This window comes from Saprospiraceae bacterium, from assembly GCA_016716185.1.
GTDB lineage: Bacteria > Bacteroidota > Bacteroidia > Chitinophagales > Saprospiraceae > Vicinibacter.
The window spans coordinates 2,171,650-2,186,289 of the sequence record JADJWV010000002.1; the positions used below are offsets into that span (position 1 = coordinate 2,171,650).

The window sequence follows — 14,640 nt, forward strand, 5'->3', positions numbered from 1 at the left end:
TTCCTTCATCTTTTTTAAGTGAAATTTGCAATTCATAAGTCAAAGGTAGGGGCAGCCAGACCCCTTCAATGACTCACTTAGTGGATGACCTGTTTTATGAGTGGATGACGGAAATTCTTAGCAGCAGACCTTTCAGAATTTTGCAAACAATTGGAAAAACTCGTCTTTTTTACTCCGGGAGATGGTTATTTCTGTTTTATCGGGCATAACAATATAGCCTCCATCCCCCCTCACAAACTTCTGTATGTGATTGATATTCACCAGATAAGAATTATGTACACGGAAAAAGTCCTTTCCCGACAGTGTTTCATCAATTTCTTTGAGGGTTTTGGCAACCAATATCCTCTTCCCATCAGCTAAAACTACAAAAGTGTAATTACTTTCGGCTTTACAATAGCAAATATTCGTAGTCTGGACAAATACCAGTCCTTCATCTGTTGACAGTGCTATGCGTTCGACCTGGGTTTTAGGATGGAGAAGGTTTTGAAAAAGTAAATCCATTTGTTCCCTTGAAGGAGTGGTTAATTTCTCATCCATTCTCCGGATGGTTGCCTGTAACTCATCGGGGTCAATGGGCTTGAGCAAATAGTTTAACGCTGCATATTTAAATGCCCTGATGGCAAAATTATCGTATGCCGTCGTAAAGACTACTTCAAAATGAATTTCATTTAATTGTTCGAGTAAATCAAAACCGTTCATTTTAGGCATCTCAATATCGAGAAATACCAATTGAGGATCGAGACGCGTTATGGCATCGATCCCTGATTCTCCTGAACTGCAAGTGGCCATAACCTGAACTGTAGGGCAATAGTTCTTCAATAGCCATTCCAGCATTTCAATACAATTCTTTTCATCATCGATAATAATTGCTTTTATCATATGCTTAAATTGGTATGGTTAAAATGACTTTAGTTCCGCATGGATTCCCCATCGCGTCATATTTATCAATGATCTCCTGTGATCCCCCGCTATTGAAATGGTCCTTCGCCATTTTTAGTCGCTCTTCAGTGAGCTTCATTCCAAGAGACTTTCTTGTTGGGCTGTTTATACTTTTAAACTCTCCTGCCTTTTTTCTCCCGATCCCATTATCGTCAATAACAACTACTAAATGCGCATCTGTCATTTTAACTTGAATGGTCAGATGCCCGTTAGACTCCTTCGGCAAGAGCCCGTGCCAGATAGCATTCTCTACATAAGGCTGAATAATCAACGGAGGGATTTCAACATTATCAACATCGACATCCGCTTCTACATGAACTTCGTAACTAAATTTATGATCAAAGCGAAACGCCTCCATTTCGATATATAGTTTTAGTGCTTCCAACTCATTTGCCAACAACACTTTCTTTTGTTCCGAATTATCGAGAATTAGCCGCATCAGTTTGGCAAAACGAGTCAGATATAGCGATGAAGTTTTTACATCGCTTTTGATGATGTATCTGTTGATCGAATTCAGGGAGTTGAAAATAAAATGCGGATTCATCTGAGCCCTTAGGGCCTCCATCCGAGACTCAATTAACTGTCGGTTAAATTCAGTTTTGATTTTTTCCGTTGCTTCAATCTGACTTATTCTAATCCGATAAAGCAAAAATATAAGTCCGGTAAAAAACATAACCACGGAGAATATAAACCAGGATTTCTTATAAAATGGTGAATCTATAAAAACCGAAACTGTAGAAATCTCACTCCAAACTCCGGAACCCCCATCCACTTTCACTTTAAATTTATAATGCCCTCCATCCAAATTACTATAACTTGCATATCGCCTGGTTCCACTAAATACCCAATTATCATCCCAACCCTCCAACATGTAAGCAAATCGATGATTATTTTGATTTTCGAAATTAACACAAGAAAATTCAACTGAAAATAGATTTTCATTTGGTTTTAACTGATAATGCAAATTTTCTGAAAATGGCACCAATTGCTCTCTATTTTGAATTGTAAATTTTTCAATATAAACAACTGGAACATCTGCTTTTCTTTGTAATCTCTCATAATTCACTCTTGAATATTTCCCGGGAATTGCCAGATACATAGATCCATTCGAAGCTGGAAAAAATCGCACTGAAAAATAGTCAGGATCCATTCCATCAGAACGCGTATAATTTCTGATATATCGGTGTTCAGGGTTAAATGTATAAATTCCCTTTATAGTAGAAAACCATAATATACCCAGGTGATCAACGCAAACAGAATACACATTTGATGCTGGCAACCCATTTTCTCGATTAAAGACACGAACATGAAATTTGTCATTGGCATAACTTATATGCATAAGGCCTTCGTGAATAATAGTTATCCACAAATCTCCAACGGTATCTGTAGCCACAGAAAAATAACCCTTAGAAATAAATTCCTTATACACATCATTTTCGACGCTGATGGTAAGCTTCTTAGATTTATCAAAATAAAAAATTCCATTACTGGTACCTAACCATATTTTTCCCTTCGGACCAGAAACAAAGTTGATTACTTTCCATGGAAAATTATATTCATTATGCAAATGATTCAGTCGCAAAGACATCTTCTTTTGAATGGGATTAAAAATATGGATCCCTCCCTGATGTGTAAGCGCCCACATGACCCCATCTGTATCTTTGATAATCCGACTGACAACATAACCACTATCTTCTTCAATCTTCTGAAATATTTTCTCAATTTTATCCAGTCTTTTTTCAACATATTTGTACTCATATAAATCCGTATTCCCTATTACCCAGATTCTTTTATCAGGATCAATTACTACATCTTTTACTTTCATAAACTTCTCGCCAGGCACCTGTTGGTAGTCAATAGGAAAATTCAGCAATTCTCCGTTTTCCAGATTTAACACATTTAAACCGTTTCCAAACTGAGTACCAAATAATAAGGATTGTTCGTATTCAATAATTCTTGAAAAGTGAAATTGATTCGAATATTGGCTGTTTTGAATTTTTAACTCCTTAAAGTTGAAAATTTTTGAATGCGGATTGTATTTTATAAGTCCTCCCGGAACAGCACCAAAAACAACACCATCCGGAATTGTATACAACATGTAAACTGAATTGAGATGAAAGTTAGGATCTTGCAAGTGATGCTCATCATGAAAATGAAAACTTTTAGTTACAGTATTGAAAATCCCAATCCCCCTGGAAGCTATAATTACCCATAATTCAAAATTACTCTTCCGTTGAATTGAATAAATGGCATATTCAATTTCTTTATTTCCAACTAAAACCTTTGATTTGTATTTACTAAATTCTTTCTTTTCAATGTCATAATAAAATATGCTTCCACCATAAGACGAAAGCCACAATCCCTCCTTTCCTTCCGGCACCATAGAACTTAAGTAATCATGCCTTTGCCTGGACGTATCGATTAAATCTTCCGATTTATGCACAAACGTCTGATTGCTTTTATCAAATGTAAACAAGCCAATGCCTGTTGCGAGCCAAAATAAATTACCCTCTTCGGAATAGATTTTATATATAGAATTGGCATTACCCTTTTCAACTCCTTTATATCGCTTATCAACTCCAGGCAGATCCCAATGCTTAATCTTACGCGATTTAAGATCAAACATATTCAAGCCATTTCCAGTACCCCCTATCCAAATTATACTGTCTTTGTCAATCCTAAGAATAATAAACCCATTATTGAATAGTTCGGGATTTTGTTCTGCTATATTGTAAATATTTTTGAAACACTGACAGTTGTTATCAAATTTACTAATTCCCTTTCCTCTATAACTAACCCACAAATCACCTTCCTGATCCACCGTCAGAAATTGATTAAAATCTTCAATCAGAGAAGTGGAATCTCCTACGATGTTCTTAAAGATTTTAAAATTTCGACCATCGTATCGATTTAGACCATCGCCGGTACCAATCCACAAAAAACCAAATTTATCTTGCTGAAAACTACTGATGGATGGATTTGAGATACCACAGTCGTCACCTAAATATTCAAATCTGACATCGTGTAGGTTTTGACATTGGCCAGAAATTTGAAAAATAAAGCAAAATGTTAGCGCGTAAAACTTAGAAATTCCAGATGCAAATGGAGTCCTAAATAAATTTTGCAGCACTTTTATTATTTTTGAATTACAATAATACAACCTTAATTCCTATTTTACTTTAAGGGTACTTCTAAAAAGCCCTGATACTTGGTTGTGCAAATATATTAAACTCCTCATCACACTGCAGCGTAACTCCGGGTTTATAAAATTCACACATCTGAATTGATTGGTTTTTAGCAGTCATCTTTATCATTAAAGAACCATGAAATATCATTGAAGTTCCCCGAACGGTATATCAATATAGATTCATGTAAGGCAAGACATGAATTTAAATTACAGGAGGATGAACGCACATTTTGTAAAATATAAAAACCCAAATTTTGTGGATACCCAACTTAATGATTCAAATAAATTTTGTCTCTATGATCTACACTGCAGAAATTCAGTATTATTTGTCGGGTTGAATTCTGAACACGGCCATTTATAAATCTGCATTTATCCAAAATAATCAAACTTCTTTTACTGCATCAATTCGCTGAACCGAACTGATCCCCGGCAGCTGAGTAAGCGCCTTGATAATAAGATTCAAGTGGGCTTTGTTGTTTACGATCAAACCTATTCGCCCTTCAAAAGTACCCTGATGTCCTTCAATACTAAAAGAGGTGATGTTTACCCCCAATTTTGTCGAAATATGATGCGTCAGTCTTTCGATAACTCCCGGACCATCGTCAATTCCCTGGACCTGCAATACGGCATTGAAGGTATCTGACACCATATCTGACCATTCGGCTTTTAAAATGCGATAACCGTGATTGACCATCATGTGTTCTGCATTCGGACAATTGGAGCGATGAATTCTCACTCCGCTGCTAGCGGTTACATATGCAAATATTTCATCGCCATGTAAGGGATTGCAGCAATGTGCAAGGCTGTAGTGATATTGCCTGCCGGGCTCGCCATTGATCAGAATTCCTTCGGAACCTTGACTTTCGGTAAAAAGAGACTTTTGTTGAAATTCTTTAGGTTCCGGCGTTTCTGATTTTCGTTCTGCCAGTTTACCTTTGTCGATGTCGAAACTTTTCAGACTTTCTGTGACATCAATTTTTTCTTCGCCAATCGCCTGGTAAAGATCAATCCTCGTTTTAAATCCGAGCACTTTGACCAATACATCTAAATTGTCCTCTGATTCAAGTTTGTTGTTTTTTAATTTTCGATCGAGAATTTCTTTTCCGATGTCTGCCAATTTTTTTTGCTCTTCCTTGAGTGCAGCTCTGATTCGGGACCTCGCTTTCCCTGTAACAACCAACTTGAGCCAATCTTCAGTTGGCTTTTGATTTTTATTAACCAATACCTGAACCTGATCACCACTTTCCAGGGGTTGACCCATCGGTACCAGTTTATTATTTACTTTAAAACCCGTAGCATGTGAACCTACATCTGTATGAATGCTAAATGCAAAATCCAAAACCGTTGCACCTTTAGGCAGAACCCGCATTTCTCCCTTGGGTGTGTAGATGTAAACTTCCTCACCGTACAGATTTGATTTGAAGTCGTTTAAAAACTCAATGGCATCGTTGTGAGGAGTTTCCAGAACATCGCGGATGCTGTCAAACCAATGGTCATAGACATTTTGCATACTGCCTACTTCTTTGTATTTCCAATGCGCAGCAAAACCTTTTTCCGCAATCTCATCCATCCTTCTCGAACGGATCTGCACCTCTACATACCGGCCTCCCGGGCCAATCACGGTGGTATGCAAAGATTCATATCCATTTGACTTCGGAGTAGTGATCCAGTCTTTCAAACGTTCCGGGATCGGACGGTGTACATCCGTCACTATTGAATAAACCAACCAGCATGCCGATTTTTCTTTTTCCGGTGGGACGTCAAGAACTATTCGCACAGCGAATAGGTCGTAGATTTCTTCGAAGGCAACCTTTTTGGTTTTTAGTTTATTGGCAATGGAAGATATAGCTTTAGGCCGGCCATAAATTTTGTAAGGAATCAAAAGCTGATCCAACTCATTTTTCAATGGCCTGATAAAATCATTGATAAATTTATTCCGGTCCTTTTGTGTTTGTTTAAGTTTGTCGATGATCCCGGTATACAATTCGGGTTCTGTGATTTTAAGGCACAGATCCATGAACTCGGATTTGATATTGTAAAGACCCAACCTGTGAGCCAAAGGGGCATAGATGTAACTGGTTTCTGCAGCAATTTTTAGCTGTTTTGTTCTCGACATAATGTCGATGGTTCTTAAATTGTGCAGTCGGTCGGCCATTTTAATAAGGATGACCCTAACGTCATCGAGCAAAGTCGATAATACTTTTTTAAAATTTTCCGCCTGAGGACTCTCGACATTATAGAGGCCATCGAGTTTGGTAAGTCCGTCTACAATTTTTGCGATTTTAGGACCAAATTGCTTGTGGATATCTTTGAGTTCGACCGGTGTGTCTTCGACGGTGTCGTGCAACAAAGCCCCGATAACGGCTGTCGGACCCAAACCCATCTCTTCGTAACAAATCCTGGCAACTTCGAGCGGGTGGGTAATGTAAGGTTCCCCCGACTTCCGGCGCTGGGATCCATGTGCATCTAATGCCAGTTCAAATGCTTTCCTGATTTCAAGCCGGTCATCATCTGCCAGGGCATGTTTACTCAGTGCACGCAATAACCTTCTGTACGAGGCACGTATCAGCCTTTGGTCTATCTCCTGTTGAGCAGGATGGACCTCATTCATGGGAGCTGCGGACTGCATATAAAGAATACAAAATTAGTTAAAATCTGGTTCAAATCCAAATCACTATGCTTAACATGATTCCTATTACACTATAATATAAGCAAAAATATATAGTAATTATTTGTTATATATTTTAATATTCACCTCCTTTCGCGATATCTGCCGATTGTTTAACTTTGCCCCTCTTTTGCGGGCGTGGTGAAACTGGCAGACACGCCAGACTTAGGATCTGGTGCCGAAAGGTGTGTGGGTTCGACTCCCTCCGCCCGCACAACTATACAACTTTAAGCCCATCGGCTTGTTCATTCCTTTATCGAGAATTAGAAGTTAATTATGCAATCAGTTTTAGAACCCATCGGTCCTCAGCATCATCATTTGATCATCCAGATTGAACCCTCCGACTATAAGCCTCTTATTGAAGACAAGCTTAAAAAGATCCGTAAAACAGCCCAAATAAAAGGATTCCGTCAGGGCGCGGCTCCGGAAAGCATGATCCGCAAACTTTATGCGGAAGAGCTGAAAGTCGAGCAGCTGCAAAAACTTGTCAACAAGGCCATCGACGATTACCAAAAGGAAAACAATATCCAATTTATGGGAGATCTGATGGATGTTCCCGAAAAAAGCAACACTGAAGATCGGGACTCCTTCCGGTTTGTATACGAAGTAGGTACCGCCCCTCAAATTAATTCAACAGCATTTGTGGCGAACCTGACGACCAAGAAATATAAAATCATCCTGGACGATAAAAAAATTGACGACGAAGTCGAACACTTCAGAAAACAATATGGAGAACCAAAAGAAGTTTCAGATCATATAAATCCAGGTGATCTGGTGACGATAGAAGCTCAGGAAATGGATGGCGAACAGCTTAAAGAAAATGGATGGCAAACGAGCTTCATTGCAATGGCTGATGAAACCATGCACCCAAATCTTCTCGAAGAGCTTACAGGCAAAGAGGCAGGTCATTCATTTCAATTCAACATTCATGAAGTTGAAAAAGATCTTCAGGAAAAAGAAATCAGAAAATACATTCTGAAAATTCCGGAAGATCGGGATGCTCAGATCGAGGTTGGTGATTTTTTTAAAGGTAACATCAAAGAAATCAAGCGAAAACTTCCTGCAGAATTAAATGAAGATCTCTATAAAAGAGCCTTCGGAGAACATACTGAAATCGTAGACGAGATTAAATTACGAGAAAAGTTTCGCGAAGATGCTGAGAATTATTTCGTTGATGAAGCAGAAAAATATTTTGACCTCATTGTCGTCCAGGATCTGGTCAAGGCCTCCGGTTTTGAATTACCCGATAACTTCCTGAAAAAATGGTTGTCTGCTACTTTCGAGGGATGGAAAAACAAACCCGAACACGAGCTGGAACACGATTATTTTCATTACCGGGAACACATGATTTGGAAACTCATCAGGGATGCCATTATCAAAGAAAATCAGATAAAAATTGAATACAACGACATTGTCGATGCGGTCATGAATGAAATGGCACAGTATTATCCTATACACCAACTGCCCGAGCACATGAAAGCTGATTTTGTAAAAAGGATCATCGACAACCAGGAAAAGGCCATGAAATATTTGAACATCGCCCAGAATAATAAAGCCATCGATTGGATCAAAACTCAATTTGAACCATCGTTAGAAGATATAAGCCTTGAAGAATTTCGGGAAAAAGTCGTACATTTAAATAGTCATCAACATTAAAAAAAAAAAAAAAAATAACTGAATATGTTTTCACAAGATGAGTTCAAGAAATATGCAGTGAAGCACATGGGTATGTCTTCCATGCATTTAGACAAATACATGGAGTCCACAATATCGACAATCAAAGGATTTACCCCAACCGTTATTGAAGAGCGTCAGTTAAATGTCGTTGGGATGGATGTATTCAGCAGATTGATGATGGACCGGATTATTTTTATGGGAGTACCCATCAACGATTATGTTGCCAATGTCATCCAGGCTCAATTGTTGTTTCTGGATTCTGCAGACCCAAAACGCGATATCCAAATGTACATCAACAGTCCGGGAGGATCTGTAATCGACGGACTTGGAATTTACGATACCATGCAATATGTAAATCCAGATGTGGCGACGATCTGTACAGGACTCGCGGCATCCATGGGCGCAGTTCTGCTGAGTGCCGGTACTAAAGGAAAAAGAACCTGTCTCAAACACAGCAGGGTTATGATCCACCAGCCATCTGGCGGAATGCAGGGTCAGTTTAGTGACATGGAAATTTCTTACAAATTGATCAAGGCCATGAAATCCGAATTATACGAAGTACTCGCTCATCATACAGGCCAGGATCCTGCACGCATCGAAGAAGATTGCGACCGTGACAACTGGATGACTGCCGATGAAGCAAAGACTTATGGTTTGGTCGATGAGGTGTTAATCCGCACCAAAGCCCTTTAATATGGCCAAGAAAAAAAACAACGACCCATTTGATCAAATCTGCATCTTTTGTGGAAAACCTCAATCAAAAGTCGAATTGATGATTCAGGGTGACCTCGCTTCTATTTGCAGCGAATGTGTGACCCAGGCTTATCAGATTATCGAAGATACCGCAAAGGATGGTCGCAAAAAAGCGCAGTCCAAACAATTTCAGTTGCCCTTTGGCTTTTCACCCCGCTTTATCAAAGAGTATCTCGATCTTTATATCATAGGACAAGAGGAAGCAAAAAAAACTCTTGCTATTGCTGTTTATAACCATTACAAACGTCTGTCCGTTGAAAGCGACGGAGAAGTTGAGCTCGAAAAATCAAATGTACTTTTTATAGGTCCTACCGGAACGGGCAAGACGCTGATGGCCAAATCAATGGCTAAATTGCTGGATGTGCCATTCGCAATCGTTGACGCGACATCTTTTACGGAAGCCGGATATGTTGGTGAAGATGTTGAGGGCATGCTGAGTCGATTGCTTCAAAGTTGTGACTACAATATCGCCAAAGCAGAAAAAGGGATTATTTACATAGATGAAATCGACAAAATCTCACGCAAAGGAGAAAATCCATCAATTACACGCGATGTTTCGGGAGAAGGAGTTCAACAAGCCATGTTGAAAATTATAGAAGGCGCAGATGTCAATGTGCCTCCCGAAGGAGGGCGAAAACATCCCGAACAATCTTTTCTGAAGGTAAATACCCGCGACATTTTATTTATTTGCGGTGGGGCCTTTGACGGAATTGAAAAAATCATTGCAAAGCGGATGAATGCACACGTCATTGGTTACAACCAGACTAACGAACGATCGGAACTCGAAAAAGAAAATTGGTTGCGTTATGTAAATCATCAGGACCTGAAACGCTTCGGGCTCATCCCCGAATTATTGGGCAGGTTGCCGGTACTCGCTTATCTCGATAATCTTACCCGCGATATTCTGGCGAAGATTCTGGTTTTGCCAAAAAATGCCATAATCAAGCAATACCAGAAACTATTTGAAATGGATGGCATCCAGCTGGAATTTAAAAAAGAAGCGATTCAAATGATAGCTGATCTGGCCTTTGAAAATAAACTGGGCGCAAGGGGTCTTCGGACGATCTGCGAAACCGTGCTTAGAGAAGCTATGTTTGAAAACACCAGTTTAAAATCTACAGGAAAATTGGTTGTGGATGCGGATTTTATCAAAAGCCATATTGATCTGGGACAATTGAAAAAGTCAGCCTGATTTCCTCAGAGCTGAATTCCAAATTTGTTTACTAATTATTAGTTTTTACAGACCTGTTTATTTCACCTCTTGAAAATTCAGGAGAGAAAGCTTATCTTACCCTTGATTTTATTTTTTTCACCTTCAAAACAATTTTACGATGAACGCACTTTTAGGACTTGGCAAGTATTTACTGGCACTTCCCATGGCGGGTTTTGGGATCCTTCATTTAATGAACGCAAATGCTATGGCGGGTATGGCCCCATTCGGAGGCAGCATTACCATTTATTTTACCGGACTATGTCTGATCCTGTTTGGAGTCAGCGTCCTTATTGGTAAATACGATAAACTTGCTGCTGTACTGTTGGCGGTAATGCTTATTTTATTTATTGTACTCATCCATTTGAATTCAGCTATGGCAGGCGATTACGGTGGCATGTTCAAGGATCTGGCCATTGCGGGAGGTGCTTTGATGTATGCACAAAATCTCGCAAAAGATAAAAGCATCATCGGTTAGAATGCACACCGAACATAGCATAAGGCTGATGAGTCAGCTTTATGCTATTCTTAAAGAATTAGATTCCAAAATACAGAACCGATTTTAAAATTTATTAGCGCTTATCTTTCATTTCTAATTTCCATGTCCCTTCATCGGTTATTACTCGAACTATCATACTGCGGAACAGCATACAAAGGATGGCAAATTCAACCAGGAGAAATAACCGTTCAATCTGCACTGGAAGAAAAACTCAGGGTTTTAACCCGCTCAGAAATTGAAATAACCGGCTGTGGACGTACAGATACCGGAGTGCATGCATCCCGCTATTATGCACATTTTGATCTCGATAGTTCAAGCGCAACTGTGCCTGAATTAAAATCACTAAACGCGATGTTACCTCCGGACATTGCCGTTCACCGGCTATTCAAAACTTCAGAAACATTTCATTCGAGGTTTGATGCTTGTTTCCGGAAATACATTTATAAAATTCATCTCGAAAAAAATCCGTTTGCCCCCTTCAATAGTTGCTGGTTTAGGGAAACACAAAATTTTGATCTTACTTCTTTAAATCAAGCCGCTGGATTGCTTCAAGGAATCAGTGATTTTCGTTCGTTTGCAAAAACCGGCAATCAACTGGATCATTATGAGTGTACGCTTTTTGAAAATAAGTGGTTTGAACTGAGCCCGGGTAATTTCGAATATCATATTGCCGCCAACCGGTTTGTACGGGGAATGGTTCGATTAATTGTAGGCATGTGTATCAATTTTTCATTGCAGAAAATCAGCAAAGAACAAATTCTCCAGGACCTTCAGGCCGGACGACAGATTAAAAAATCATACAGCGTTCCGGCTACAGGCCTGACCCTTGTAGATGTTAGGTATCCGGAAGAAAAATGGAATTTATTAGAAGCTATCTAATTCAGGATACAAAGGAAAATTGCCCATATACTTGTTGATCTCCATTTGAATACCTGCGATTACGCTTTCATTATTTTTATTGGCGATCAGATGATGGATCCATTCTGCGGTCTGCTCAAAATCATTTTCTTTAAAACCCCTGCTGGTTAAAGCTGCAGTTCCAAGGCGAATTCCGGAAGTAATCATAGGCTTTTCCGGATCGTTTGGGATCATGTTTTTATTGGTCGTTATATGGGCACGGATCAGCAGGTTTTCAGCATCCTTGCCTGTAATTTTCTTAGAACGGAGATCTACCAGAAACAAATGATTGTCTGTACCTCCCGATACGATCTGAAATCCCCGATCCTGCATACTTTTGGCAAAATGACTGGCATTGCTGATTACCTGTCTGGCATAGGTTCTGTAATTTTCAGATTGGGCTTCCCTGAATGCAACTGCTTTGGCTGCGATCACATGTTCGAGTGGTCCACCCTGGGTTCCGGGGAACACTGCTGAATTCAAACTTTGCGACATCAATACGGGTTTGCCTTTGGAATCTGTTTTGCCGGAGGGGTGGTCAAAGTCACGACCTAACATAATGATTCCACCTCGAGGTCCACGCAAGGTTTTGTGTGTCGTTGAAGTAACGACATGACAATGAGGTAAAGGATCGTTCAACAGTTTTGCAGCAATCAGTCCTGCCGGATGCGCTATGTCTGCCAGAAGTATGGCCCCCACTTCATCGGCAATCTCTCTAAATATTTTGTAATCCCAATCTCTCGAATATGCGGAAGCACCACAAATAATGAGTTTAGGTTTATGTTGCCGGGCCTGTACCCGTACCATTTGCATATCCACATATCCCGAATCAGGATCCACTCCATAGGAATGCGCCTGAAAATACTTTCCACTGAAATTAACCGGAGATCCATGCGTTAAGTGCCCACCATGAGCAAGATTTAATCCCAAAATAGGTTCGCCCGGTTTGAGTAGTGCTATCTGAACAGCCATGTTGGCTTGTGCACCAGAATGAGGCTGCACATTTGCAAATTCTGCACCAAACAATTCACAAAGCGATTGAATAGCCAGATTCTCGATCTGATCGATGACCTCACATCCGCCGTAATATCGCTTACCGGGATATCCTTCCGCATATTTGTTATTGAGCCATGTCCCCATAGTCTGAATGACATCCAGGCTGGCAAAATTTTCAGATGCAATGAGTTCAATACCTCTCCTCTGCCGATGCAGTTCTTTGTCCAACAGATCTCTGACGAGTTGATCTTTCATATTCTTGGCATAAAAGCCAACAAATATAGCAGGATTTGTGGAAGGAGGAAGATTGGAGGCGAAGGGGTTTCATTTTGACTTTTCGTCCCGTTAAAATAAAGCTAACTATTTCATTTCTTAAGAATCATGACATTTTATCGGGATTTCGTCCTTTCGAAGTTTCGACATTTCGAAGTTTCGACATTTCGAAGTTTCGACATTTCGTCCCGATAAAATATAGAGAATTATTTCTTTACTAAAATATTATGCCATTTTATCGGGATTTCGTCCTTTCGACCATCACTTCGAACTTTATTCTTTCCGCCTCAACCCTTCAGTCCCCTGGGTATACTCAAGTAAAATTTTTCTTCTGGCTTACACAAATGCTCAAGATTCAAACATTGCGATGCAGGATAAACCTTGCCTTCTTTCGTGCGGATCCGGATTTCAGAAGTGCCAATTTCATAGCCTAAAAATTCCATTCTGATCAATTGCACCATTTGTTCTGATTCGGCCACAGAACATTGAAAGTAATTTGCACATTGAGATCTTAGATCGGTTACCATACCCTGCTCAAACGGATGTTTCTGCATTTTGATCTTGAAAAAATTGCGTTGCAACAGACCTTTTGCCAAATAGCTAATCAGGCGGTCGTCAGAGTTTTCACAGCACTTTAAAAACATCTCGATATCCGAATCATCGATTCGCTGAAAATTCATCAATAATTCATTAGGATCCACTTTTTCCATAGCACCCTCATTCAGGGATATAAAATAATCCAGAGAAGGTGACGCAAAATCGTGTCTTCCAAGTTTCTTACACCTGGCAAGCAACAATTCCAGCATTTGTTCAGCGACCAAAGAAGTTTTATGCATGTAAACCTGCCAGTACATGAGTCTTCGTGCTGCTAAATAGTTTTCAATGGACAGGCCGGCTTTTTCTTCAAATACTAAATGCTCGTCTTCGACATCCATCATGGTCAGCAAGCGATGATATCCAATAGTTCCTTCAACTACCCCACTGTAAAAACTGTCCCGGTTCAAATAATCCATCCGGTCTACGTCGAGTTGCCCTGCCACCAATTCGCATAAAAACTTTTTTGGATAATGGCCTTTAAAAACTTCAATTGCCAAATCCAAAGATCCTTCAAGTTCTTGATTGAGCGATTCCATTATCATCAGGGTCAATTGCTCGTGTTCCAGAGGAACAAGACTGTTTTCCAACACATGCGAAAAAGGTCCATGCCCTGCATCGTGGAGCAATGCCGCTATCTGGCTTGCTTCTGCCTCGTCTTTGGTGATAGTTATACCTTTTTGTCTGAGAATTTCAATCGCCTGCGACATCAGATGGTAGACCCCGACTGCATGATGAAATCTGCTGTGAACAGCGCCTGGATAAACATAATAACTTAATCCCAACTGTTTGATCCGCCGGAGTCTTTGAAACCATGCGTGATCCATTAGACTCAGCATCAAGCCTTTCGGGATCATGACAAATCCGTAGATCGGGTCATTTAATATTTTAATTCCAGGCACGACGCGTTCAGAATAATATAAATTTGCCCAAGGGCGTTTCAAAAA

At 39.9% G+C, this 14,640-nt stretch carries 10 protein-coding genes and 1 tRNA gene; 6 read left to right on the forward strand and 5 right to left on the reverse strand.

Features of this window, described 5'->3' with window-relative positions; translation table 11 throughout:
- Window positions 1–132: 132 nt before the first annotated feature.
- The 3 genes from IPM34_10340 to IPM34_10350 all read right to left on the reverse strand — a co-directional run bounded on the left by IPM34_10340 (window position 133) and on the right by IPM34_10350 (window position 6,755).
- A complete protein-coding gene (locus IPM34_10340; protein MBK8955940.1) occupies window positions 133–879 on the reverse strand; it encodes a response regulator transcription factor in 747 nt (248 codons plus the stop codon).
- A 4-nt stretch (window positions 880–883) separates the two neighbouring features.
- Window positions 884–4,069 carry a histidine kinase gene (locus IPM34_10345; GenBank protein MBK8955941.1) on the reverse strand — a complete coding sequence of 1,062 codons (3,186 nt, stop codon included), beginning with the start codon at window positions 4,067–4,069 and terminating at the stop codon, window positions 884–886.
- A 439-nt stretch (window positions 4,070–4,508) separates the two neighbouring features.
- Window positions 4,509–6,755, reverse strand: coding sequence for a bifunctional (p)ppGpp synthetase/guanosine-3',5'-bis(diphosphate) 3'-pyrophosphohydrolase (locus IPM34_10350; protein MBK8955942.1), 2,247 nt, complete (start codon window positions 6,753–6,755; stop codon window positions 4,509–4,511).
- A gap of 171 nt (window positions 6,756–6,926) precedes the next feature.
- Here IPM34_10350 and IPM34_10355 point away from each other — a divergent pair.
- The 6 genes from IPM34_10355 to truA all read left to right on the forward strand — a co-directional run bounded on the left by IPM34_10355 (window position 6,927) and on the right by truA (window position 11,812).
- Window positions 6,927–7,008 (forward strand) — tRNA-Leu (locus IPM34_10355).
- 62 nt (window positions 7,009–7,070) lie between these two features.
- Window positions 7,071–8,450: a hypothetical protein gene (locus IPM34_10360; GenBank protein MBK8955943.1), complete on the forward strand. Its 1,380-nt coding sequence runs from the start codon at window positions 7,071–7,073 to the stop codon at window positions 8,448–8,450.
- Between the two features lie 24 nt (window positions 8,451–8,474).
- Window positions 8,475–9,164, forward strand: a complete 690-nt coding sequence (locus IPM34_10365) for an ATP-dependent Clp protease proteolytic subunit (GenBank protein ID MBK8955944.1) — start codon at window positions 8,475–8,477, stop codon at window positions 9,162–9,164.
- A 1-nt stretch (window position 9,165) separates the two neighbouring features.
- Window positions 9,166–10,416 carry an ATP-dependent Clp protease ATP-binding subunit ClpX gene (gene clpX, locus IPM34_10370; GenBank protein ID MBK8955945.1) on the forward strand — a complete coding sequence of 417 codons (1,251 nt, stop codon included), beginning with the start codon at window positions 9,166–9,168 and terminating at the stop codon, window positions 10,414–10,416.
- A 139-nt stretch (window positions 10,417–10,555) separates the two neighbouring features.
- A complete protein-coding gene (locus IPM34_10375) occupies window positions 10,556–10,912 on the forward strand; it encodes a DoxX family protein (protein ID MBK8955946.1) in 357 nt (118 codons plus the stop codon).
- A gap of 123 nt (window positions 10,913–11,035) precedes the next feature.
- The gene (truA, locus tag IPM34_10380) at window positions 11,036–11,812 is read left to right on the forward strand and encodes a tRNA pseudouridine(38-40) synthase TruA (protein ID MBK8955947.1); all 777 of its coding nucleotides are present in this window, start codon (window positions 11,036–11,038) and stop codon (window positions 11,810–11,812) included.
- Here truA and IPM34_10385 read toward each other — a convergent pair.
- Window positions 11,798–13,081, reverse strand: a complete 1,284-nt coding sequence (locus IPM34_10385) for a serine hydroxymethyltransferase (protein MBK8955948.1) — start codon at window positions 13,079–13,081, stop codon at window positions 11,798–11,800. The genes truA and IPM34_10385 overlap by 15 nt on opposite strands.
- A 305-nt stretch (window positions 13,082–13,386) precedes the next feature.
- On the reverse strand, window positions 13,387–14,595 hold the full coding sequence (locus tag IPM34_10390; protein MBK8955949.1) for an HD domain-containing protein: 1,209 nt from the start codon (window positions 14,593–14,595) through the stop codon (window positions 13,387–13,389).
- Between the last annotated feature and the right edge of the window lie 45 nt (window positions 14,596–14,640).